This is a genomic window from Aminipila terrae, from assembly GCF_010120715.1.
GTDB lineage: Bacteria > Bacillota > Clostridia > Peptostreptococcales > Anaerovoracaceae > Aminipila > Aminipila terrae.
Genome location: NZ_CP047591.1, coordinates 1,394,300 through 1,417,664, shown reverse-complemented (window position 1 = coordinate 1,417,664; position 23,365 = coordinate 1,394,300). Strand labels below are relative to the sequence as shown.

Genomic DNA, 23,365 nt, shown 5'->3' with positions numbered 1-23,365 from the left:
TCTATGAAACACTTACCAGAAGCACAACTTGAAGTAATGCTTGTCATTTGGGATGCGACAGAGCCCATGGCAAGAAATGAAATTCAAAAGAGACTGCCTGACAATCGGTGGAAAATAACGACACTCAACACTTTTTTGAATAGATTGGCACAAAGTGGATTTTTAAAGGTGGAACATAGAGGCAAGGAGTATATATATAGCCCCCTGATTACTGAAGAGGAGTATATGGCTTTTGCTGGCAAAAGCATTTTAAAAAATCTGTACGGCAATTCAATAAAGAAGTTTGTTGCGTCGGTATGCAGCAGCACTGATCTGACAGAGCAGGAAATAAACGATCTCCAAAAGCTTCTTACGAAGCTGAAGGAGGGTGATACCTGTGATTAACACGTTGTTTTACAATACTTTATTGACAGGAGGCATCATATCAGTTTTCATTGCAGTGGCATTCCTGATTTCACCATTATTAAATAAATGGTATCAGGTTACCTGGCGTCTCAACATCTGGAGAGTACTGATGGTGTTTCTGATTGTGCCGGCAGGATTTATTCTGCGCATGGGGATTAACAGTGAAAAAGCTCTGACAGGTATAACCACTATAAAGAATAATGTAATGACAACAGCTTCGGCTCCCATTAAGACAGCTAGCTTTCAAATGATGGCTGAAAATCAACAGGCTTCAATTTGGACAAAACTTGTTGATGCAGGACCACAGTGGCTTCCAATCCTATGGGGTGTAGGGGTCTGCGCAGTAGCGGCTTATTTGCTGAGCATTTATCTGTATTTTACCCGGGATATTAAAATGAACAGTGAATATATTCACGATGATAGCATTGATAAAATTCAAGCAGAGGTTTTGTCAAAGCATAAAGGAAAGAAACCAATTTCGATATATCAGTGTGCCAGAATCTCATCGCCTATGATTGTTGGAATCTTTAAGCCAGCCATCTTTATCCCTAAAAGAGATTATACGATGTCAGATTTACAAATAATTTTAACCCATGAGCTAACCCATTACCTACGAAAGGATTTGCTGTATAAAGGATTATTTATAATGGCACTTATTTTACATTGGTATAATCCCTTTGTACATCTGATGACGAAAGCTGCGGATAAGGATATGGAGATGTGCTGTGACTGGGATGTCATAAAGGCCAAGGATCAAAAATTCAGGGCGGATTATAGCGATGTAATAATGGGAGAAATCATAAGCTGCAGACCAATAGAAGGAGCCATGTTTGCGTGTATGGGCTGTGATAAAAAGACAATGGAAGAAAGGTTTAAAAATATTTTTAGCAATAAAAAAAGAAAAGGAGGGATTCTTTTTTTAGGTGTCTTAGCTTTTGTAATTGTTTTCAATGGTTTTGCATACGCCAATGATCATAATGTACCCGATTTTGACAGCCCCGGTTATCAGCAATTATTGGAAAAGGTAATTGCCGATAAAGCCGATAGCGATAAAGAAAACAGAGAAGAAGCCAGAATAAGGAATAATCGCGAGTACCAAGATATCCCTAACTTTGATGAACTGGCTAATTTAGTTATGGATGAGAATGGCGATTATGATTTGGCAGATGTATATGAATTAGCGGGAGTAAAACCGCCGGATGATTGGTCTGATTTGGCAGACTTGCCACAATTTCAATCTCATTTTACTACGGTAAATAACTGCATAGAACCGCATATCCTGGGAAACGGCGATAGGGCAATCTACTCAACGGAATCTGGAAAACAGTGGAAGTTAAAGAAAGGCGACATTGTAAAATTGCATATATTTGCAGATATCAATAGATTTGGAGAGGATAGTGACCCATTTGGCAGAAAAATTGCTGCTAAGGGAGTTCTCAAAGTCGGATACATTAAGGATGATAAATGCGTGGACATTCAGGAATTCAAGATAGATGGTGAAAAGCAAATAGAGTTTAAAATTCCGGAGGATGGTTCATATAATTTTTATTTATTCTGTCCTGGATCATTAGATATTATTATAAAGTGGGTTTCTATAGATATTAAATAAGAATGCTCTTTCCTATTGACAAACATGAACTACAAACGTAGTATATATTATATAAGTAGTAAGTGCGTGGGTTTCAAAAGGAAGAGAGGGTAATAAAATGAAAACTAAAAAAACCTAATGGTCTTATTAGTGCTAATTTTAACAATAACGTGTATACCTTTAACAGCCATGGCTTCTGAGTCTCATGGTCAAGTAATAGACATTTTGGCAGATGGTTATTACATTACCGACCCTGATGGAAACGTAGTTCCAACAGCAAGATTCACTGTTGACGAAAATGTTGTGCTAAAGCCCGGATATTCGCTAAATGCCCAAAATAATGTTTGGTATAATGGCGAAATATTGAGGTTTTATGCAAGCGTTAGTAATGCTAGAGTTACTGACCTTGAGTTAAAGGCGCAGCGTGTTAATTCCTCAAAATTTAATAGTCTTGGATCATTTATAGCAACACAAGGTCAGTGGTACGGCTGCCTCGAATGCATAGGCATGCCAGATGGTTCCCAATGCTATTATAGAATTAAATTTATTAATAACGGATCTTCCACCATGACCATTGATTCGTTGACAGCAAAAGAATATACTCCATGATTATTTTACATGCAATTACGATACAAAAATCAATTTATAAAAGAGTAGGACAAGAAGTATGTTTTAGGCTAGATTAACGGCAAAGCTCTTGAGGGATTGTCGGACAATATTTCATAAAATGCACTTACATACATATAAAGATGACCGAAATTAAGATGTGAACACATCTGAAACACACCATTTAATATCTAGAAAGTGTTATACCGGCCGATAGAAATAACCCGCTATCGACCGGTATTCTATTTATAGCTCCAAATGCCTAGAATCTGACTATTTGTTCCTTTCAGAAATAGAGCTTATGCACTGGGCATTCATCTCAACCCAGGTTGGCTTAAAGCCACTTTTAATGGCATTTCGCACAGACCGGATATTTGACCAGGCCGCACAGTAAAAGGGCACTTTACCCCGGTATATAGTTTCTAAAGCTAAACGGCTGGTTAGAGCGGAGGCAATATTTCTTCTCCGGTATTCTGGTAAAACATCAATACCAATCTGCCACATAGATTGGCAGTCAGCAGAGCAGCCAGCCAATCCAATGAGTTTGTTTTTGTCATATGCAGCCACTGCTAAAACATCCAGCTGCTTACGCTTTTCACATAAAGCATTGCTCCATTCTGACGTGTATAAGTTTGCAAAGTCACCAGGTAATAAAATTTTCATTTCATAATCACATTGTATTTCTCTCAGGGCAGTTATATCAGGCAGAAAATATTCTGACATAAGGCCGATTCCCATATTCTTTTTTTCAAGGGCCTCATTTAACCTATACATGTTTGGGGGTTCAAAACAATGCTCAACCGGGTACTTATTTATGTAGTTTTCTACAATATCGGCAATTTCACTATCTACCGAAGCAACGATGTTATTTCCATAAGATACCAGATTGCAGTAAAACGGCAACGTTAAATATTTTCTGGCATCAGGGTTGTTACCTGAAAGGACAACCTTGTTTTTATGTAAACGAAAATCATCTGGACAGCAGCCTAAGTCTGTTGCAGATTGATACATGGCAATTTCTAAAATCTCATTGTTGGTCATTTTACTACCTCTATTTCACTATGAATCTTCACTTCTGAAAAAACTATAGAAGTATTGGTAAGTGCGTAAGAGGATATATTGTTTATAAATTTTTCAACTTCATCTAAAGAGGCTACGGTCAATTTAACTATAAAGCATGCAGCACCGGCAATTCTGTAGCACCATTCACAATATTTATAGTCTTGAATAAATGCAATAAATCGATCATATTGTCCATCTCTCATAGTTACCTGAACGATACATTCCGTACCAAAACCAAGTCCCTTTTTATTGATGTTAATGGTGTATTCCTGGATAATACCCTCACTTTCCAGTTTTCGTACCCGTTCAGTAACGGAAGGCGGAGAAAGATTAATGTGCTTTGATAATTCTCGATAGGAAAGTCGGCTGTCTTTTTGCAGTTCTTGTAAAATACTCATGTCAATTTCGTCAAATTTCATATATAATCTCCAAAATTAAAAATAGTTTCAAATGAAATATAACCTAATGGTTTATGTTTCATATGACATTTAAAGAAAATTATATACCTGCTATAATAATTTGGTCAAGAAAATATTAAATTTATTAAGATGGAAAGAGAGAGGAACAAATGGCAAAAATAAAATATTCTACAAACGGGGTAACACCATTTCAACAATTGCTAGGACATAATAAATCTATTTTAGAAAAATGGTCTTCTTTAGAGGAATGTCTTTTTTCTAGTGACACATTTAATGAGGAATTGAAAGAGCAAGTAAGGAGAGCACTAGCATTTGAAAATGGGTGTCAATATTGTATGGCCAAGGGAAAACCTTTAGAAGACATGCCTGATTTAAAAGTCCGTTTAGCCTCGGACATGGCACATATGGCTACTGGAAAAAGTAAGATGGATGATAAGTTTTTTGAAAAAATGAAAGGGGAGTTTACGGACAGCGAACTATCTGAACTCATGGCATTGATATGTTTTATAACAGCTTCACAAAAGTTTGGTGCATTACTGGGATTAGAGGCAGGCTGCTCAATATAGGCAAAGTATAATAAACTTTACAGCCAAAGATCAGATAATGCTTTGGCTGTAAAGAAGTGTATATAAAGCTTTCAAATTTATTATTTTTTATTAAAATGGGATTTAAAGGTAAGCAACAAGAAAATGAGGATAAAACAAATTAAATAATTTAATAAGGTTCTCATAAAAGTAGATTCTATAAAAGTAATTTTAATATCCTTGTTTGTTACTTCTACAATATTTTTTCCTTTGGAATCTGTAACTGCATGTATATAATTTAATTTTTTGTTAGTACCTTCTATATGAATATCCTCGAATCTATAAAGTGGCAAAAATATATGCCTAACAAAAACAGCACATCCTGTTTTTTGATTTTTATTTAATGAGTAGCTAAAAACATATATTTTAACTAACCCTTTTTCCTTTTCATTCTCATAATTTAACTCATTATAAGGGGTAATATCTTCTTGAGTTTTAATTTTATCTATTATTAAATTTTTGGATTGATATTCAGTATAATGAAAAGGCAATTGTACCATTATCATTAATAACAATAACAGTAATAGCAGCGTTTTTGTTCCCAATATGGATTTTGAATTTATTTTCATATATAATCACCTAATTCTATATAAATAGTTTGTACTATGTTATTAATTCCTCTAAATTAAAAATAGCAGATATAATCTGCTATTTTCATCTGGTGGAGAATAGGGGGTTCGAACCCCTGACCTTTTGACTGCCAGTCAAACGCGCTCCCAGCTGCGCTAATCCCCCAAAGAATTAAATTAAATATTTGAAATATGCCATATAGTCAAAGGCATATGGCATATTTTAAAATTGATTTGGTATCCCCGGTGGGAATCGAACCCACAATTAAGCTTTAGGAGAGCTTTGGTATATCCATTTACCTACGGAGACATAATTAGTAACTTTTAATATATTAGCATATTTGTAAAACACTTTCAAGGGGTTACTTGAAAGACTTATTTAGGAGTGATATGATAGATTCATATGATGATGAATTAGAAAGGATGGAGGAAAAATGAAAAAGAATGTACTTGTGATAACCGGAAGTCCAAGAAACGGCGGAAACAGTGATTTACTTGCAGATGCATTTATTGAAGGTGCACAATCTGCTGGACATAATGTAACCAAATGGAAGGCTGCAGAGAAAAATATTGGCGGGTGTCATGCCTGTGAAACCTGCTTCAGTACTGGAAAAGCCTGCAGTTTTGATGATGATTTTAATGATCTGGCGCCTTTGCTTGCCAAAGCGGATGTACTGGTATGGGCAACACCTGTTTACTGGTTCAGTTATCCCGCCCAGATAAAGGCGGCTATTGATAAGATGTATTCTTTTTATGCAGGTCAGCGACCATTGGGCATAAAAGAATCCCTGTTATTGACCTGTGCTGAAATGGAGGATATGTCGGTTTTTGATGGGGTAAAAGCCACATACAATCACATTGTCAAGTTTCTGCAATGGACAGACAGAGGATGTCTGGCCGTACCAGCAGTCCGGAAACCAGGGGATGTCATAGCAACCACTGCGCTGCACAAGGCCAGAGCCTTAGGAAGCGATTTATAAATTTTTACGTGAATATACATAATAAATGCCCTGAATTAAAAACTTTCAGGGCATTTGGTTTAGTAACAGGTTACTAGACCGACTGACTATTCAGACCATAATAGGCAAGGAGAAGATCTACCATACGGCCATAACTTTTCGTTCCGCCAGCCTGGGCATTGGCTTTCAGATACGTATCATTGGCGGCTTCTGAAATACGGGAAATCGTCCCTTCATGTCCCTGCCAATAGTCCTGATTTTTTTCTAAATCAATCAGGGCTTTTTCTGGTATCTGATTTAAGATCTGTTGAAATTCTTCAGGAGAACTGTCTTCCTGCAGGGCATTTAAAACAAAGCTCAGGGCATTCATAGTACCGCTGTAACGCATCTGCCTGGAATTGGCATGGGAACAGGCCAGATAGGCTATGAACCCGGCATCATCTTCACAGATGTAGCCTCGTAAATGTGCTAATTCATGGCAAATGGTATAAGGCTTTATGTAATCCACAACATCATTGTTATAGTTTGCTTCTATAGTATAAGGGGAGAACAGCCCGGTCAGATCTATATCAGACATCCAGGAGGACATAATAACGGGTTTAGGATTAGGGTAATAACCTTTCAGTGAAGGGTATTTTTTCCCTAAAGTCATCATGGCCTGTTTGGTATCATTTTGTAATGAAGCCGTATTAATAGCCTTTATTTCTGTGCTGCCAGAGTCAAGGCTGGTTATATCGTTTATAAGCAATAGACATAAATCTACCAGATTATCATGGGAAGCCATCCCTGGAACAATATTTATATCTTTTGCAATGCCATCTCTTGAATAATTTATACTACAGCTTAATGTTATCATTAAGAAGATGGTACTGCAGAAACACAAGGTAGTAATAACCATTCTGGGAACATACAAAAGTAACTTTTTTCTTGCTTTTTTATGAAAAATACTTAACAAAATAATCAGCAGGGCAATAATGATAAAGAAGGATATTGTATACAAACCAATTTCCATAACGGAAAAGGGCAGCGGTGAAAAAAGCCTGCCTAAAGTATTTGGAAATATGGGAAATATATAAGATGCATATAGTTGTCCTATACGGGGATATTTACGGACAGTATAAATCAAGGCCATACAGATGACCGGAGTTAAAGCCGAATAAAGCAAAAAATATTTATAATTCTTAAAAAATGAAGTCAGCTTTATGTACATAGTAAACTCCTTAATTTTAAAATAATAGTAGTTTTATTATACAATAAAATGTATAATTGTTCGAGAAAATAAACAAAAATTATTAATGTAAATAATGGGACATTTTTAAGGGTTAAAATGGTATAATAGGTAATGATGAAATGACAGGAGGAGAAATACTTAATGAGCCGTTTTATTAGTAAAAAATATGAGAATTTAGAACCGCATACTACAGAAGAGCATATACATCAGAAAAAGACTATCCGGTTAAACACCAATGAAAGTCCGTACCCAGCCAGCTCTTTTGTCTATAGGTCTATTGATCAGTTTGAAATAGACAATCTGAGACTGTACTCTGATCCAGAGGCAGGCAAACTGATAAAGTCGATTTCTGAAAATTTTGGTGTAAATGAAAATCAGATAGCTGTTGGTAACGGATCTGATGAAATTCTGGCATTTGCATTTATGGCTTTTCAAAATGAAAATAAAAAGTTTTATTTTCCTGAAGTGAGTTATGAATCCTACTCTGTATATTCAGATGTCTTTGGGATTAATAAAAAGGAAATACCGCTGGCACCAGATTTAAAAATAAATCCAGAGGATTATTTTAATCTGGATGGGACCATTGTAATAGCTAATCCCAATACGCCCACAGGCCTTGCTCTGACAGCCTGTGAAATTGAAGAGATTTTAAGAACAAATAGAAATAATCTGGTGATTATTGATGAGGCTTATGTAGATTTCGGCGGAGAGAGTTGTGTACCCCTGGTAGAAAAGTTCGATAATCTATTAGTTATACAGACCTTCTCAAAATCAAGAAACCTGGCAGGTGCAAGAGTGGGATTTGCCATTGCCAATGATGAAATAATAGCAGATTTAAACAGGATTAAATTTTCTTTTAACCCTTACAATATAAGCAGATTATCCATCATTGCAGGAACAGCAGCCATGAAGGATAAAGATTATTTTAAAAAATGTATTAATGAGATAAAAAGAACAAGAGAAAGATTTAGTAAAGAAATGCAGTCTCTGGGATTTACGGTTCTGGAGTCCAAAGCAAACTTTGTATTCGTAAGAAATGACTCCATACAAGGAGAAGATTATGGTAAGGCATTACAGGATAAAAATATATGGGTGAAACATTACCCGGATTCCCTTATAAAAGATTATGTACGAATCACTATAGGGACTGCAGAACAAATGGATATTTTTATTAAGACCACAAAAGATATTCTGGGGATAGAAGAGCCCAGTGAAAATTAAACAACACAACTGGTATTTTACAGTATAAAAAAAGGGAGTTTTCTCAGTTTTGAGCAACTCCCTTTTATTTGCTTATAAATCTTCATCTTTTTCAAGTGTTTTGTTAAACTTATTCAGCCTTCCCAAGGCTGCTTTGCGATATATAAAGTCGCATAACAGCATAAGTGCTAAAAGAATTACAAACATAGGAATAACGATAGCTAAAATAAATATTGGTGGGAAACCATATTTTAAATAATTTCCAATGCCCAAAACTAAGCTTGCAACTAAAGCAGAAGTAATATAAAGAAGCAGATTGGCTTTTGGGTTCTGCATTTCTTTCGTATATATATTTCCCTGTCTGGCATCCAGAATTATATTTAAAAAGCATCCTACAGTAAGAATCCCTAATTCAGGCATATAATGCTGCGGAGATGAAGTAAATATAATGGCCTGGATTAGTATACTAATAGCCAGCAGAAATATTACCACCGTCCAGCATATCTTTACATTTTTTAAGCTTTGTAATTCTTGTCTTTCATCTATAATTTTATTTCTTTTTAACATAGTTTTATACCTCCCAGAATAATTCATCAAGTGTTTTATTTAATGCTTTGCAGATAGCTACGCATAAGTTCAATGTAGGGTTATAATTACCCGCTTCAATCATACCGATAGTTTGCCTGGTGACTCCTACTTTTTCAGCCAGCTGTTCCTGTGATAAATCACATTCCACCCGGGCTATTTTCATTTTCTTGTTTTTCATAATATCCCCTCCTGCATGGCTAATTATAAAATATATAATACTAAATGTCAAATATATTTTGCATTTAATATAAATTATTTTACAAAAAGCTGTATATATTAAAATACAAATGAAATAAGTCCTATAAAAGTTTTTTTCAACTTAATTATAAAAATAATCTTGTAAACTTCAAAAAATATGGTATAAATAAGCATGGGATTAATTCTGCCGGGTAGCGGGTAAGAGGTAAGGAAATGTATATATCATTAAATGAAATATTAAAAACAACATATTTAAAAGTGCTGTCATACTGGCAGGAGAAGCTGGAATTAGCAGAAAAGTAAAAAGAGTTTCAGTATTTGACTACCCTTGTAATAAAGAAATTTTAAATAGAAATACATTGACCAGCGGTGATTTGTTTATTACGTGCCTGGAACAGTTTCAGGTTGATAAAGATGGTATCTATGATTATATAAACGCTCTGATTATGACAGACAGCAGCGGATTACTAGTGGTGACGGATGAACATATTGGTATCATTACAAAGGATATTGAAAAAATATGTAATGAAAATGATTTTCCGTTGATTCTGATTAAAGATGATCTGCCTTATGCGGTTATAATGGATACGGTCAACCAGTATATTGCCATAGAAAATCTAAATGTGATCAATACCTTAAAACTGGATAAAATTATGTACGGTAGTATATCCAACAATGAAAAAATGGAAATATTGCACAGTATAAAGCCTAACATTGCCCAGTATGTACGAACAATCTATGTAGATGGAGAATTTAATTCTGAAATAGCCGAGCTAAAAGCTCATACATCCTATTTAAATAATGTAAGCGATATTTTTGTAAGAAATAATAATTACAAAGTTTTTATCTTAAGCGCAGACAATTCAAAAAAATTAAAACATCATTCTGATGCTGCTGCAGCGCAGATTAAGGAGTTTGTAAACAATCCCAGGGTGGGATTTAGCAGGATTTATACAAGACGGGATATAGGCAAGGCGCTGGAAGAGGGAAAGTGTTCCCTGGAAACGGCCAAGACCATGAATATGGATTTCCAGGAATATGACCCTTTGTCCGTTATGCAGCTGTTGGTTTCTGTACGGGATACACAGGAGGCACAGGATTTTTACGAAGCTTATGTAAATGCCGTAAAGGAAAAAGTCTCAGGAGAAAATCTAAGGGAAGTTCTACTTACAATGGAAACTTATGTTGCCAATTCAGGTGATTATAAAGTTACGGCTAAAGTCATGAGCCAACATGAAAATACCATCCGATACAGGGTAAATAAAGTGAAATGTGCGCTGAATATGGAAAATGACAACATTAAATTTAATGAGACAATTGCCATAGCCGTAAAACTGAGGATTTTAATGAATAAAACGCTTTAAGGGAAAATTTTATAAACTTTTTAAAAAGTGGGGCTGTCGCACAAGTGATTGAAAAATCACTTGTACTCAGCTCCTTTTTATGTGTTTTTTTATTAAAAGCTCGGATTTTGACCGGACAAATCCAATCAATCCTGAAATATGGACACACAAAAACAAGCCTATCTAAGGAAGACTTTGTATACAGTAAGTACCTTTTTTAGTTTTTAAATTTATGCACTTTCTTTTAGCTTGAAAAGGTGTGTTCTGGTTCCCTCTGACTGAATTTTGTTGTGGAGAATAAGTTTTTTGCTCTTATAATTATAAAAAAACAAAATCCGCGGTAGCATTTCGGGCAAAAGCTACCGTATTTTATGAAAGTTGAAACTTTATGGTAGTCATTTCAACAAAAATGCTAACAATGTGTCAAAACTAACGGGTAAAGATGCAAAAAGCTACCGGGATTTAAGTAAAAATGAGAATTACGGTAGCACCAACAGGATAAACAATAAAAAGCGAATTTATATTTGGATATAAAAGTCTGTCTCATATATATGTGAACACGTAAAGGAGATAAAAGGGCTGACAATAGCGCGGAACAGAACCTAGAAGAGAATATATCATTTTGTACCGGGGCTATTTCACTGTAAAGATATATTTCAATTGACAATTATCTTATAAAGGTATATATTGATAATTGATATATCGAATAATGATATAAAACAGGATTCATATAGATTATATTTAACAGAATTTAGGCAGGAGCATTGGGGGAGAATCGATGAAGCACATTTTTAAAAGCTTTAACTTTGGAACACTTGACTATAAAGACGGAGAAGAACTTTTAAATCGTATGGCAGAAAAGGGCTATGAATTTAAGGGCACAGGCAAAGGATGGATTAGAAATGTCGCAATGTTTGAAAAAAGTGAAAAAGCGAAAAATCTTAAATACGCCATTGATGTGGGCAAGAGGAAAGAACACGAGAAACAAACATATTATCAGTTTTACAGAGACCTGGGATGGCAGAAAATAGATTGTTTTAATAAGAGGCTTTACATATTTGCTACAAATAGTGATAATGCAGTGCCTTTGTATACAGATGGACTTGCAGAAAGAAAGATGCGGAAAAAAGCAGCCATAAACAATGGGGAACTGCTAGATAATATCCTTCAGCTGTTTTGCATGCTGGCTGTTTCAAGTATCCTGTTTCTAAGTAGGAATGATATAGATAACCTTATTGCATACAGCTTTAGTTTTATTTATTGTATGATTATGGGATACTATGCATTGCAGGTTGCAGCAAAATTGATATACATAGCAAGGGGCTGGAAGCACCAAAATGAATGCTTAGTGCCTAGAATTTTACAAATTATAAGGGGGTGCAGCAAGTTTATATGGATAGCATTTTTTGCATTTATCCCGGCTGTTTCTATAGTAGAATTTTGTTATGGTATATGGACAAATAGTGCTCCAATTGGCAGTTTCTTTGGAATAAGGTGGCAGATTGTTCAGCTTTTACTATGTATCGGTTCTATTCCGGTCATTTTAACAGCCACCTACAGGCAGGCCCTGTATCCTGAAAAAGAGCAATTAAAGTTATTGGATTTCTTAGGAGTTTTTATGTATTTTTGTGGCTTATGGAATCTTTTATATTTTGGATTTTAAAAATTACGATTGTGTTAGAACTTATTATTAATGGAGGTAAAAATGGCTAGAGAACAGTTAAAAACTTTAACAGAACCCATGTATTATATTTTGCTTTCCCTAATCAAAGAAAACCATGGGTATGGTATCATGCAGATGATCAGCGAACTGACAGAGGGAAGAGTGTCCGTGGGAGCAGGAACCATGTATAATCTTTTGGGCAGATTTGAGAAAGAAGAAATTATTGTTCCAGTTGCAGAGGAAAACAGGAGAAAAATTTACAGGCTGTCAGATAAAGGGCGGCAGATTCTGCAAGAAGAATTTCAACGGTTAAATAAAATGGTCAGTGACGGACAAAAGTTTATGGAATATGATGGAGAACGACCGGAACCTCCGGAAGATGACAGTAGAGGAAGCGGCATTTCAATTCCTATAGAGGAGAGAATCAGAGAATATCAACAAAGCATGCAGGATTCTCAAAATGGACATTCTGCAGGAGAAGGTCAAAATACATCCAATGAAGAAACGGATAAAAAACATCTTAGCAACGGTGGATTGGGAAAAGGAGTATTAATTCCAACATAATTAAAGATAATATAATCAGAACCAGTATGATGTTAGAAAAGGATAAGAAATGAAAGATTTATGGAATTTATTTGTGGCATTTTTTAAAATCGGCTTATTTACCATTGGTGGGGGACTTGCCATGCTGCCATTAATTCAGCGTATGGTGGTGGAAGATTATAAATGGCTGAAAGAGGATGAAATGATAGATTGCATAGCAATCTGCCAGTCCCTACCGGGAGTTATAGCTATTAATGCAGCCACTTTTGTAGGATATAGAAGGAATAAGCTGGCAGGTGCTGTAGCCGCAACCTTGGGAGTGATTATGCCATCCCTGATTATTATTATACTGGCTGCTGTCTTTTTAAGGGCTGCAGGTAACAATCCTTATATAAACGGAGCCTTTGTTTCCATAAAAGCAGCTTCCTGCGGATTGATTTTATTTGCAGCAGTCAAGCTTGGTAAGCAGGTTCTGGACAGTAAATTTACATGGATTATTGCAATTTGCGCCTTTGTAATGATTTCTGTTCTTGGGGTTTCTGCAGTATGGGCAATTATTCTTGGAGCCTTTGCAGGACTAATACCTTATTGGTTCAGATTAAAGAAGCAAAATAATCAGGAGGGAGAATCATGATTTATCTGACACTGTTTTTATCTTTCTTCAAAATAGGAATTTTTAGCTTTGGTGGTGGACTTGCCATGCTGCCCCTGATTTTTCAGACCGTAAAGCAGTTTGGATATATGTCTCCGGAAGAGTTTTCCAATCTTGTAGCGCTGTCACAGGTTACGCCGGGCCCCGTGGCCGTAAATGCCGCCACCTATATAGGTTATGATTTTGCAGGACTGACGGGCGCCATATGTGCCACTTTAGGGGTTGCCCTGCCTTCGTTTTTATTAATAATAACCGTTATGAAATTTTTAGATAAGTTTAACGAGAACAAAGGCATTGAAGCGGCATTTACCGGTATAAGACCTGCCACCGTAGGACTAATAGCAGCAGCAGCAGTCTTTGTAGGGGAGTCTTCCCTTATTGACAAGAGTGTTGATTTATTAGCAGGAATCCAGCTGATTCCCAGCCTGGTTTTCATAGCGACCATCATACTAGCCGCTAAATTTAAGATGAGCCCAGTAAAAATTATAATGGTCATGGCAGTGGTTGGCATTATTTTCTGCAGATAATAATTTTTCAAAAGATTTACAACATATCTTTCATAATTAAAAGAATGAGATTGTTGTTATAAAGTTCACTGGCGAAATGAGAGTTATTCAGGTTTTCCATAAGAAAAGTCAGAACTTTAGGATCAGCCAGTGAAGCAACAGGAATCATCAGGGCCAGCAGCACAAAAACATAGAGAATCCCTTTAATAAAGCCAAAAATCATACCTATGCAGCCATCGAAAAAGCCCGTGATTCCACGATTATGCTCTTTTGATAAAAGAGAAATGAGAATATGAAGTATGGCCTGGACAGCAAAAGTCACCATCAGAAAGCAGGCTATGGTAAAAAGAAGATTTGACAAACCTGCAGAAATTGAACCGGCCAGAGAGTTAATCAGATTTGCCAGAGGATCATGAATAATAGTCGGCATGCTTCCCTGCAGTTCAGCAGGGGAAATAGCAGTGCTGACTTTTTGATTTATATTTCCGTAGATTGAATCATAAAGATGTGTATTGGTCTTAACAATGGTGTTAAATTCAGGGGACCAGAAAAAAGCAGCTCCAAGAGCAATAAACCAGCCCACTACCCGGACGAGACTCCGTAGCAGCCCGTGCCGGTATCCCTGTACCATTGTTCCAATAACCAGAATAGCAATGATCATATCAAGTATCATAAATTAATCTCCTTCCCCATATATATGTATATAGTACTAAAAATGACAGGGGAGGGCAATATGGAATACACGAAATATAATAAAACAATGGTGCTTCTTTCTGAAGAAAATCGGGACTTTGCTGCAAGGCAGGAACAGGCAATATATGGAAACTTAAGAGTAGAAACAGGCAACGGTAAGGGGGCAATTTCTTTAAGTGTCCAAAACCTACGGTTTTTTGAACGAAATCATTACATTTACAAATTAATTTTGTTTGGAGAAAAGAAAGAACGGACCATCCATTCAGTTATGGGCTCATTAATTCTAAACAGATTTGGTACAGGGGAGAATTATTTCAGATTTGATCCAGGTAATGTGGATGGCAGAGGGGGACAGCTTGCAGATTACTCTGTAGCTATTGTGGCTGCAGTTTCAATGCGGGACAATAAAGAACCGTTACATCCTGTATTAAAAGGAAAACTGGCACTTTCGGGAAGTACTGTGATGGCAGCAGGAGCTGAAAGAATGAACAGTAAAGAAGAAACAGAAAAAGAAGAGGAACCAAAAGAAAACGAAGAAACAGAAGCAGAAAAGGAGAAGGATATAGTTGAAGAGGCTTTGGATGTAAATCCTTATGGAGTACAGAACTTGGCAAAGAAACAAAGAGCCACCTACAATCAGTTTTATAATCAGTATATAAAAGACATATGTGAGAAAACTGCAAAAGCAGCCGAGCTTTACGAGCTTATCCTACCTTTCAGTAAGGACAGGACAGGAGCAAAATGGAAACGGATTGCAAATGTAAAGAATTTGCCTCTGGTTTCCCCGGGAGCAGTGTGGGGAGCGTCAAAGTACAGGCATTACATATTTGGAGAAGATCAGTCCATGTACTATTTGGGGATACCTGGTAGGTTTCTAAATGAAGAACAGCCAGAGGGGGGCAGTCAGGCTTTGTTTTGTGGCAGCCTATTGTAGGGGCAGAGAGCCTGGAAGCCACAAAAGCCGACTGTTCTTTAGAAAACAGGATGACAGCTTATGGCTATTGGATCACAGCAATAGATAAAGAAACTGGAGATATTGTAGATCCAGTTTAGGATAAGTGAATGTGTGCAGAATAAAGAAATGGCAGAGAATTACTCTGCCATTTTTGATAAGCCTTTTCGATTCAAAATTGTTATACCCTTCCTTGATACGGATACATAGCCTTCGTTTGCCAGATATTTTAAAACACGTGAAACCACTTCCCTGGCAGTGCCCAAGTGCCCAGCTATCTGCTCATGGGTTAAAGTAATGGTATCACTGTCGTCCAGGGCAGACTGTTCTAAAAGGAAAATTGCTAGTCGTTTGTCCATTTTCATAAATAATAACTGTTCAATGACCCACATGACTTCTGAAAATCGCATAGAGATAATATCATTCATAAAGCCTTCTGCATGAGGGCTTTTTTTTGCAATTTTATCATAAATAGCTGGATTTATTATAGCAACTTCCGTTTTCACTTCAGCAGATACGTGTACATCAAAAGAAATGTTTTTTATCATACATGAGGCAGAGAGCATACAGTTGTCTCCGTCTATAAGACGGAAAAGGGTTATTTCCTTGCCCTCATCAGATAGCATAAAAGTACGAAGTCTTCCACTGATAACACCTAAAACCCCGGTGCATTCCTGACCCCCTCCGTGAACTATTTCTCCTGGTTCATAAGTGCGAAGGACCGTATTTGCTGCCATTTCTGCTTTATGTGGTGGAGTAAGTTTATCCCAAAATGGATATAATTTGGAAAGAAGCTTTTCGTCAATCATACATATCACCCCTAAAATTTGTTTTAATTTTCTGAAAATAATGTTAATATTATCTAAGGACATATTATATCACATAAATCTTACATTGTGACTTTATCACTGAAACATTTTATGGGAGGGTATAGAATTATCTCAGAATTCATGAATGGAGGGAAATCGAATGGATAAGAAAAAAGTTGTTATTATAGGGGGAGTGGCAGGAGGTGCGACTACAGCAGCCAGACTGAGACGACTTAATGAGAATATTGAAATCATTATTATGGAAAAAGGAGACTATATTTCTTATGCTAACTGTGGTCTTCCTTATTATATCGGTGATGTGATAAAAGAAAGAGAAGCTTTGCTCCTTCAAACACCACAGGCAATGAAGCAACGATTTAACATAGATGTAAGAACCGGAAACGAAGTATTATCCATAGACAGAAAAGAAAAAACGGTTAAAGTTAAGAGAGCCTCTGATGGAAGTGAATACGTAGAGAGCTATGATAATCTGGTGATATCCACCGGGTCCACCCCAATTGTTCCTCCTATCGAGGGAATTAAGGGAGAGGGTATTTTTACCCTTTGGAATATACCAGATACAGATAAAATTAAAAACTATATTACAGAGAAAAAACCAAAGACTGCGGCAGTCATAGGTGGCGGATTTATTGGTCTTGAAATGGCGGAGAATCTTAAAGAAGCTGGATGTAGTGTATCTATTATAGAAATGCAGGACCAGGTCATGGCTCCTGTAGACTATGAAATGGCACAACTGGTTCATGAAAATATCAGAATGAATGGAGTGGAACTCATTCTGTCAGATGGTGTACAAAAGTTTGAAAATATTTCAGAACCTACGGGTAATAAAACCAGAATTACACTTTCCAGTGGGAAAGCGGTAGATGCAGAAATTGTTATTTTATCCATAGGCATTAAGCCAAACAGTGGGCTTGCCAAAGAGGCAGGACTGGAATTAAATCAGAGAGGTGGCATTATTGTTGATGAATACCTGAAAACCTCTGATGAAAATATTTATGCGGTTGGTGATGTGATTGAAGTAACAGAATTCATAGAAAAGGGGAAGACCATGATTCCTCTGGCCGGACCGGCAAATAAGCAGGCACGTATTTGCGCAGGAAATATTGCTGCCGGATTTGGGATACTGGATAAAAGTACGGAGGGAATCTATGAAGGGACTCAAGGAACCTCCGTAGCAAAGGTGTTTGATTTTACAGTGGCAGCAACAGGATTAAATGAAAAAACTTTAATCCGCATGGGCAGAAAAGCAAATGAAGACTATTTTGTAGCCATAATTAATCAGAAATCCCATGCAGGATATTATCCGGGATCAGCACCTATAACTTTAAAAATGTTATTTTCACCGGAGGGCAAAATCTTTGGAGCACAGATTGTTGGAGTAGACGGTGTAGATAAAAGAATCGATGTAATAGCTACAGCTATCAGGCTGGGGGCAAAGGCTGCAGACTTGCAGAAACTGGAACTGGCATATGCACCTCCTTATTCTTCTGCAAAAGACCCCGTAAATATGCTTGGATTTGTGGCTGAAAATATTTTAAAAGGAGTGGTACGGTTCGTTCCATGGGACGGACTGGAAAAAAGGGACGAACTGGCTATAAAAATGGGAGTTCCCGCTGTTACAGTTCTTGATGTAACAGAAAGCTTTGAAAGAATGGCGTTTGCAGTGGAAGACTCTGTTCATATACCCTTTGGGCAGGTCAGAGACAGAATGCAGGAACTGGACAGGGAAAATCTGATTGTCACATTTTGTGCCATTGGAGTCCGCTCTTATAACGTAGCGAGAATTTTAATGAACTCAGGATTCAAACACGTAGCCGTCTATCCGGCAGGAACAGGGTTCTACAAATCAGCTTTTCATGATAAATTGTTCCCAAAGAAGTGGCAAGCTGGTATTGAATTTACACCGGAGGCAGAAAAAGTTCTGTCAAAAGAAAATGGTGATGTGGAAGGCGGAAGCAAAGTGGATATCAACAACATCGTAATAACAAAGGATTTAGACTGCAGCGGGTTGCAATGCCCCGGACCCATTATGCGAGTGTTTAACTCCATAAATGAAATTGAAGAAGGGCAGATAATCAAAGTTGCAGCAACAGATATGGGATTCTCCCGGGATATTGAATCCTGGTGTAACAGGACGGGTAATACCCTGGTGAAAACCTGTCGGGAGGGAAAACAAAATATTGTTTATATCCAGAAAGGGTCCAGTGACAACAATAAAAAAAGTCAAGGTGTATCTGGAAATGGTATAACTGAATTGCCTCAGGGAAAAACACTTATTGTGTTCAGCGGGGATTTAGATAAAGTATTAGCTTCATTTATTATTGCAAATGGTGCGGCTGCCATGGGCAGACCTGTGACAATGTTTTTTACCTTCTGGGGGCTTAATGCGCTGAGAAAGACAGAAAAGCAGAGGGTGAAAAAACCTCTGATGGATAGTATGTTCGGGATGATGATGCCAAGAGGAACCTCAAAGCTTAAGCTTTCAAATATGAATATGGGCGGTATGGGAACCAGAATGATGAGAAAAGTCATGAATGATAAAAATGTGGATTCTCTGGAAGATTTAATGAAAAAAGCCATGGAAAATGGTGTCCGAATTGTAGCCTGCACTATGTCTATGGATGTGATGGGAATTACAAGAGAAGAACTGGTAGACGGAATTGAATTTGCTGGTGTTGCGGCATATCTTGGAGATGCAGAACAGTCCAATGTAAACCTGTTTGTTTAATGTTAAATATTATTATAGAAAAAAGCAATAAAACGACCCCTGCAGGGTCGTTTTTTTCTTGAATATTAAATACAATTGTGATAACATTGTAAGGTATATGAGAAATTATATGATAGATGCACTGGCTGAAGCAAAAAAAGCCTATTCCTGCGGAGAGATTCCCATCGGAGCAGTTATTGAAAAGGATGGGAAAATCGTAGGCAGAGGATACAACTTAACAGAAACCTTAAAAGATCCCACTGCACATGCAGAATTGATTGCCATACGGGAAGCAGCTAAAACTTTAGGAGGATGGAGACTGCTCCAATGCAATCTGTATGTGACCTGTGAGCCGTGTGCCATGTGCGCCGGGGCTATTGTCTGGTCAAGGATGAAAAAGGTTTTTATTGGGACAATGGATCCTAAAGGCGGAGCTTGCGGTTCAGTGTTTAATATTCTTCAGGAAGAAAAGCTGAATCATTATGTGGAAATAGAAACTGGTCTTATGGAAACGGAATGTTCAGATCTTTTAAAAGATTTTTTTAGAGATTTACGGCAAAGGGGTTTTAAATGGGATAAAATGAAAAACCCGGGGCTTACAAAATAGAAAGTGGAGGAACTTAAATGAAAAAATCGATTAGTGCAATAGCTGCACTGGCATTATTAATGGTAATGATGACAACATCTCTTTGTTTTGCGGGAACCTTAAAGGTGGATGATTCTTATCCCAGGGACGGTGATAAAGGGATGCAGGTTGAAAACTCAGGTGTAAAGTTGTATTTCAACCAGAATATGATTAATAAAAACAATGTAGAAGAAAATTTAGAAAGCTTTAAGCTGACTGATTCAAAAGGTAAAGCATTACCAATAAGAGTTCTTTACAGTCCAAAGGAAAAAGGTTTGGTTTTAGTGCTGGTTAACAAACAGACGCTGGTTTCTGACAGTAAATACAAGCTTTCTATTTCAAAAGATGTAACATCAGCTTCAGGAGATACTCTTGGAAAGGATGAGACTATTACTTTCAGCACAGTTGACACCAGTTCGGCCATGAAAGCCAATATGGCCATGATGGGTATCATGATGGTTGGTGTAATCTGGGCTTCAAGTAAGGCTGCTAAGAAACAGGCAGAAAAAGAAAAAGAAGAAAGCGGAGTAGAAGATAAAGTAAATCCATATAAAGTGTCAAAAGAAACGGGTAAATCCGTGCAGGAAATAGTTGCTAAAGATCAGAAAGTGAAAGAAAAACATCGTAGAAAGCTTGAAAAACAGCTTGCTAAAGAAGCGGAAGATGACGATGTTGAAGATGTTATTGTAAATGACAATAAACGTGTAAAAGCACCAAGACCAATTTCTGCAGGGGGTAGTACCTATATCACTGGAAGAAAAGCAGCTGCAGAAGAAGCTGCTAGGCAAAAAGCCCTGGCTGGAACCACCAGACCTAAAAATAAAGCGAAGAAAAAGAAATAAACTGCAGATACTTTCAGCTCACTTTATGATATACGATAAAGTGAGCTGTTTTGCTAATATTATTGAAACTTGCCTGAAAAATAAATGAATGAGAAAGGAACTGCCAATGAATGAAATAATGATAAAGTCATATGCCAAGATAAACCTGTCATTAGATGTACTGGGGGTACTTTCCAATGGTTATCATCAGGTCGAGATGGTTATGCAGCAGCTTGAACTTCATGACCGGGTAACCGTAAAATGGAAGGAAGACAGGACCTTGGTTAGTTCCCAGATTGTTTTATCCATGAACAGAGATAATCTCCCTTTAAATAGTGAAAATATTGCTTACAGGGCTGCAGAGATGATGCTTGACCAACTACACAGGAAAGGGAAAGTCGAAATCAATATAGAAAAAATATTCCTGTGGCGGCAGGACTGGCTGGAGGAAGCGGAAACGGTGCTGCAGTACTCCATGCATTAAACTATATTTGGAATGCTGGTTTGTCCGTAAAGGAACTTTGTAATATAGGTGTGAAACTGGGAGCCGATGTGCCATTTTGTATCATGGGACAGGCTAAGGGAAACCCCCAGCTGGGAAGAGCAATAAGGGAGGATGCATTAGCGTCTACCTGTGCTTATGCGGAAGGAATCGGTGAACAGCTCACACCCGTTACTCCTCTTTGTTGTGATGTATTGCTTAGTAAGCCTGCCCTTGGCATTTCCACAGCGGAAGTTTACAGGGGAATTGATGCAGAATTAGGATTGGAAAAACCTGAATACCAGGGTGGTATAACAATGTTGCAGTATCATGTGGATACAAAAGAGCTTATTAATGGGCTAAATTCAAAAAATTATGATAAAGTAGTAAAGAACATGGCGAATATACTTGAATTATTCAGTACAAAGAGGTATCCTATCATTATGTATACAAAAAACAAGATTGACCAGGAGGGTAGTGCTGCCAAAGTTCTTATGAGTGGAAGTGGTCCTACTGTATTTGCTATATACTTTGAAAAATCAGAAATAGAAAAAGATTATAAGCTTTTATGTGAGATGAATAAGGAAACTTATATTACCAAAACATTGGCATGAAATTTAAAAGAGGTGAAAGATGTTAAATTTTGATATTCAAAATCATAGACCGCTCCGGGAGATTGTCTATGAAGAATTAAAATTACAGATTCTTACCGGGAAAATTGCCCCGGGAACGAGAATGATGGAAGTAGAACTTGCTGAAGATATGGGTGTTAGCCGTACTCCAATCAGAGAGGCAATCAGAAAGTTGGAGAAAGAGGGTCTTGTAACAATCGAACCCCGCAGAGGTGCTTACGCATCCCAGATTTCAACGGAGGATATGGTTGAGATACTTGAGGTGAGGCAGAATATGGAAGGCATGGCAGCATTTATTGCGGCTACACGAATGAAACCTGAGCAGCTGAAGACAATAGAGGAAGCAGAAGCTGCTTACAATCAGGCTGTTGACAAAGGAGATACTGCCGATATGATCTTTTATGATTCCAAATTTCATAAACTGATTGTTGAAGCAAGTAACAATAAAACGCTGCTCCAGCTAATTGAACCTTTGCAGGAAATGGCCCTGAGATTCAGATATTTATATTATGATGACTTTAAAAGGGCTGAAAATATGCCCCATGAGCATCAGATTATTATAGATGCTATAGCACAAGGTGATGCGGAGGCAGCCAAAGAAGCTGCAGACACACATATTAAAAAGCTGAAAGAACTTGTGATGACAGAAGGTGTATAAAACCAAGATGCAGAAAAACCCCCTGACCAGTGAAAAGGTCAGGGGGTTTATTATTTAAGTTGCTAAGTATTTTAAGCGATTGGATGCATTTTTCTCATTTCTTCTAATATAGTCTGACAGATGTCGTGGCTCATTACTGTTACAAAATTGGTGGTTAATAAATCTTCTATTTCCAGTGTAAAAGTTACGGTCATGACAGACTCAAATTTGCCATACATAAATTCTTTATAAGTATTTGTATCCAGAACTTCCCCAAGTTCCGGAGTTGAAATATCGATTTCCTTATTCAGGAATTTTGCCAGAGCGGTGGACGAAGAACCCATCATCTGATTCATAAGTTCACAAATGGCACTTTTTGAAAGTTCATCTATTTCAGTTATGTCCATATAGGTCATCTGGCTGACCATTTTTAAAATGTCTTCTCTTTTTAAAAGCAAGGAATTTGTACCCTTTAATCCTTTAGTATAATCCACGCTTATACCAAAAGCAGGCTCCAGATATGTAATATCCAGTTCTTGAGGCGTTACTATCTCAACTTTCGGCACAGATATATTTACTGTTTTGCTTAATATTGTAGATAACGCAGTCGCGGAAGAGCCAATTCCGATATTAAAAAGCTCACCAATAGCATCTATTTCTTTTTTTGTTACATCCATGTTACATTACTCCTTGCACAATAAATATATAGAAATTAACTTTTTTTTAGGTTACCACAAATTTTGTAAATATTCAATTCTTTTCATGATGATTATGTTTTACGTTAAACAAGTAGTAATACAAATAAAGAAGGCGGAATAAACTGTATTGTGTTTAATGTATATAATGCGGACAATGCCGCAGTATTAAAATT

The 23,365-nt window shown here is 37.0% G+C and carries 28 protein-coding genes and 2 tRNA genes; 19 read left to right on the top strand and 11 right to left on the bottom strand.

Annotated features, from left to right (window positions below; genetic code table 11):
- Positions 1–3 precede the first annotated feature (3 nt).
- The 3 genes from Ami3637_RS06760 to Ami3637_RS06750 all read left to right on the top strand — a co-directional run bounded on the left by Ami3637_RS06760 (position 4) and on the right by Ami3637_RS06750 (position 2,602).
- Complete coding sequence (locus tag Ami3637_RS06760; RefSeq protein ID WP_162361909.1) at positions 4–384, top strand: BlaI/MecI/CopY family transcriptional regulator; 381 nt, start codon at positions 4–6, stop codon at positions 382–384.
- Positions 377–2,014 carry a M56 family metallopeptidase gene (locus Ami3637_RS06755; protein ID WP_162361908.1) on the top strand — a complete coding sequence of 546 codons (1,638 nt, stop codon included), beginning with the start codon at positions 377–379 and terminating at the stop codon, positions 2,012–2,014. Before Ami3637_RS06760 ends, Ami3637_RS06755 begins: the two co-directional genes overlap by 8 nt.
- A 117-nt stretch (positions 2,015–2,131) precedes the next feature.
- Positions 2,132–2,602, top strand: coding sequence for a hypothetical protein (locus Ami3637_RS06750; protein WP_162361907.1), 471 nt, complete (start codon positions 2,132–2,134; stop codon positions 2,600–2,602).
- Positions 2,603–2,872: 270 nt separating this feature from the next.
- On the opposite strand, the gene Ami3637_RS06745 is transcribed toward Ami3637_RS06750, so the two are convergent.
- Positions 2,873–3,640, bottom strand: a complete 768-nt coding sequence (locus Ami3637_RS06745; protein WP_162361906.1) for a GNAT family N-acetyltransferase — start codon at positions 3,638–3,640, stop codon at positions 2,873–2,875.
- Positions 3,637–4,080, bottom strand: a complete 444-nt coding sequence (locus Ami3637_RS06740; RefSeq protein ID WP_162361905.1) for an Lrp/AsnC family transcriptional regulator — start codon at positions 4,078–4,080, stop codon at positions 3,637–3,639. The genes Ami3637_RS06745 and Ami3637_RS06740 overlap by 4 nt, the downstream gene beginning before the upstream one ends.
- Positions 4,081–4,229: 149 nt before the next feature.
- Here Ami3637_RS06740 and Ami3637_RS06735 point away from each other — a divergent pair, with 149 nt between their 5' ends.
- Positions 4,230–4,646 carry a carboxymuconolactone decarboxylase family protein gene (locus Ami3637_RS06735; RefSeq protein WP_162361904.1) on the top strand — a complete coding sequence of 139 codons (417 nt, stop codon included), beginning with the start codon at positions 4,230–4,232 and terminating at the stop codon, positions 4,644–4,646.
- Positions 4,647–4,726: 80 nt separating this feature from the next.
- On the opposite strand, the gene Ami3637_RS06730 is transcribed toward Ami3637_RS06735, so the two are convergent.
- The 3 genes from Ami3637_RS06730 to Ami3637_RS06720 form a co-directional block, all read right to left on the bottom strand.
- Positions 4,727–5,233 (bottom strand): hypothetical protein, encoded by a 507-nt coding sequence (locus tag Ami3637_RS06730; protein WP_162361903.1) that lies wholly within the window; start codon positions 5,231–5,233, stop codon positions 4,727–4,729.
- 90 nt (positions 5,234–5,323) lie between these two features.
- A tRNA-Ala gene (locus Ami3637_RS06725) sits at positions 5,324–5,399 on the bottom strand.
- Between the two features lie 69 nt (positions 5,400–5,468).
- A tRNA-Arg gene (locus Ami3637_RS06720) sits at positions 5,469–5,543 on the bottom strand.
- 124 nt (positions 5,544–5,667) lie between these two features.
- Here Ami3637_RS06720 and Ami3637_RS06715 point away from each other — a divergent pair.
- Positions 5,668–6,213, top strand: coding sequence for a flavodoxin family protein (locus Ami3637_RS06715; RefSeq protein ID WP_162361902.1), 546 nt, complete (start codon positions 5,668–5,670; stop codon positions 6,211–6,213).
- Positions 6,214–6,286: 73 nt separating this feature from the next.
- On the opposite strand, the gene Ami3637_RS06710 is transcribed toward Ami3637_RS06715, so the two are convergent.
- Positions 6,287–7,324, bottom strand: a complete 1,038-nt coding sequence (locus tag Ami3637_RS06710) for a DUF3810 domain-containing protein (RefSeq protein WP_243158162.1) — start codon at positions 7,322–7,324, stop codon at positions 6,287–6,289.
- Between the two features lie 240 nt (positions 7,325–7,564).
- Between Ami3637_RS06710 and hisC the strand changes: the two genes are divergently transcribed.
- Positions 7,565–8,644 (top strand): histidinol-phosphate transaminase, encoded by a 1,080-nt coding sequence (gene hisC, locus Ami3637_RS06705; protein ID WP_162361900.1) that lies wholly within the window; start codon positions 7,565–7,567, stop codon positions 8,642–8,644.
- 72 nt (positions 8,645–8,716) lie between these two features.
- On the opposite strand, the gene Ami3637_RS06700 is transcribed toward hisC, so the two are convergent.
- Both Ami3637_RS06700 and Ami3637_RS06695 read right to left on the bottom strand, forming a co-directional pair.
- Positions 8,717–9,190, bottom strand: coding sequence for a DUF6773 family protein (locus Ami3637_RS06700; RefSeq protein WP_162361899.1), 474 nt, complete (start codon positions 9,188–9,190; stop codon positions 8,717–8,719).
- Between the two features lie 4 nt (positions 9,191–9,194).
- Complete coding sequence (locus tag Ami3637_RS06695; RefSeq protein WP_162361898.1) at positions 9,195–9,389, bottom strand: helix-turn-helix transcriptional regulator; 195 nt, start codon at positions 9,387–9,389, stop codon at positions 9,195–9,197.
- 286 nt (positions 9,390–9,675) lie between these two features.
- Here Ami3637_RS06695 and Ami3637_RS06690 point away from each other — a divergent pair, with 286 nt between their 5' ends.
- The 5 genes from Ami3637_RS06690 to Ami3637_RS06670 all read left to right on the top strand — a co-directional run bounded on the left by Ami3637_RS06690 (position 9,676) and on the right by Ami3637_RS06670 (position 14,137).
- Positions 9,676–10,773 (top strand): PucR family transcriptional regulator, encoded by a 1,098-nt coding sequence (locus Ami3637_RS06690; RefSeq protein ID WP_330586919.1) that lies wholly within the window; start codon positions 9,676–9,678, stop codon positions 10,771–10,773.
- A 757-nt stretch (positions 10,774–11,530) separates the two neighbouring features.
- Positions 11,531–12,415 carry a DUF2812 domain-containing protein gene (locus Ami3637_RS06685; RefSeq protein ID WP_162361896.1) on the top strand — a complete coding sequence of 295 codons (885 nt, stop codon included), beginning with the start codon at positions 11,531–11,533 and terminating at the stop codon, positions 12,413–12,415.
- Between the two features lie 42 nt (positions 12,416–12,457).
- On the top strand, positions 12,458–12,979 hold the full coding sequence (locus Ami3637_RS18425) for a PadR family transcriptional regulator (protein ID WP_162361895.1): 522 nt from the start codon (positions 12,458–12,460) through the stop codon (positions 12,977–12,979).
- Positions 12,980–13,028: 49 nt separating this feature from the next.
- Entirely contained in the window at positions 13,029–13,592 is a 564-nt protein-coding gene (locus Ami3637_RS06675; protein WP_162361894.1) for a chromate transporter, read from the top strand.
- Positions 13,589–14,137, top strand: a complete 549-nt coding sequence (locus tag Ami3637_RS06670; protein WP_162361893.1) for a chromate transporter — start codon at positions 13,589–13,591, stop codon at positions 14,135–14,137. The genes Ami3637_RS06675 and Ami3637_RS06670 overlap by 4 nt, the downstream gene beginning before the upstream one ends.
- Before the next feature lie 16 nt (positions 14,138–14,153).
- On the opposite strand, the gene Ami3637_RS06665 is transcribed toward Ami3637_RS06670, so the two are convergent.
- Complete coding sequence (locus Ami3637_RS06665) at positions 14,154–14,789, bottom strand: CvpA family protein (protein WP_162361892.1); 636 nt, start codon at positions 14,787–14,789, stop codon at positions 14,154–14,156.
- A 60-nt stretch (positions 14,790–14,849) separates the two neighbouring features.
- On the opposite strand from Ami3637_RS06665, the gene Ami3637_RS06660 reads away from it, so the two are divergent.
- Both Ami3637_RS06660 and Ami3637_RS06655 read left to right on the top strand, forming a co-directional pair.
- Complete coding sequence (locus Ami3637_RS06660; RefSeq protein ID WP_162361891.1) at positions 14,850–15,743, top strand: hypothetical protein; 894 nt, start codon at positions 14,850–14,852, stop codon at positions 15,741–15,743.
- Positions 15,725–15,862, top strand: a complete 138-nt coding sequence (locus Ami3637_RS06655; protein WP_162361890.1) for a hypothetical protein — start codon at positions 15,725–15,727, stop codon at positions 15,860–15,862. Before Ami3637_RS06660 ends, Ami3637_RS06655 begins: the two co-directional genes overlap by 19 nt.
- A gap of 39 nt (positions 15,863–15,901) precedes the next feature.
- Here the strand turns inward: Ami3637_RS06655 and Ami3637_RS06650 are convergent, their stop codons facing one another.
- Entirely contained in the window at positions 15,902–16,570 is a 669-nt protein-coding gene (locus tag Ami3637_RS06650) for a Crp/Fnr family transcriptional regulator (protein ID WP_162361889.1), read from the bottom strand.
- A 160-nt stretch (positions 16,571–16,730) separates the two neighbouring features.
- Between Ami3637_RS06650 and Ami3637_RS06645 the strand changes: the two genes are divergently transcribed.
- The 6 genes from Ami3637_RS06645 to Ami3637_RS06620 all read left to right on the top strand — a co-directional run bounded on the left by Ami3637_RS06645 (position 16,731) and on the right by Ami3637_RS06620 (position 22,515).
- Positions 16,731–19,319, top strand: coding sequence for an FAD-dependent oxidoreductase (locus Ami3637_RS06645; RefSeq protein ID WP_162361888.1), 2,589 nt, complete (start codon positions 16,731–16,733; stop codon positions 19,317–19,319).
- 97 nt (positions 19,320–19,416) lie between these two features.
- Positions 19,417–19,905 (top strand): tRNA adenosine(34) deaminase TadA, encoded by a 489-nt coding sequence (tadA, locus tag Ami3637_RS06640; protein WP_202931120.1) that lies wholly within the window; start codon positions 19,417–19,419, stop codon positions 19,903–19,905.
- A 17-nt stretch (positions 19,906–19,922) separates the two neighbouring features.
- Positions 19,923–20,765 carry an Ig-like domain-containing protein gene (locus tag Ami3637_RS06635; RefSeq protein ID WP_162361887.1) on the top strand — a complete coding sequence of 281 codons (843 nt, stop codon included), beginning with the start codon at positions 19,923–19,925 and terminating at the stop codon, positions 20,763–20,765.
- Between the two features lie 106 nt (positions 20,766–20,871).
- Positions 20,872–21,228, top strand: coding sequence for a 4-(cytidine 5'-diphospho)-2-C-methyl-D-erythritol kinase (locus tag Ami3637_RS06630; protein WP_162361886.1), 357 nt, complete (start codon positions 20,872–20,874; stop codon positions 21,226–21,228).
- On the top strand, positions 21,171–21,839 hold the full coding sequence (locus tag Ami3637_RS06625; protein ID WP_162361885.1) for a 4-(cytidine 5'-diphospho)-2-C-methyl-D-erythritol kinase: 669 nt from the start codon (positions 21,171–21,173) through the stop codon (positions 21,837–21,839). The genes Ami3637_RS06630 and Ami3637_RS06625 overlap by 58 nt, the downstream gene beginning before the upstream one ends.
- A gap of 19 nt (positions 21,840–21,858) precedes the next feature.
- The gene (locus Ami3637_RS06620) at positions 21,859–22,515 is read left to right on the top strand and encodes a GntR family transcriptional regulator (protein ID WP_162361884.1); all 657 of its coding nucleotides are present in this window, start codon (positions 21,859–21,861) and stop codon (positions 22,513–22,515) included.
- A gap of 71 nt (positions 22,516–22,586) precedes the next feature.
- On the opposite strand, the gene Ami3637_RS06615 is transcribed toward Ami3637_RS06620, so the two are convergent.
- Entirely contained in the window at positions 22,587–23,171 is a 585-nt protein-coding gene (locus Ami3637_RS06615) for a chemotaxis protein CheC (RefSeq protein WP_162361883.1), read from the bottom strand.
- Positions 23,172–23,365: the final 194 nt, after the last annotated feature.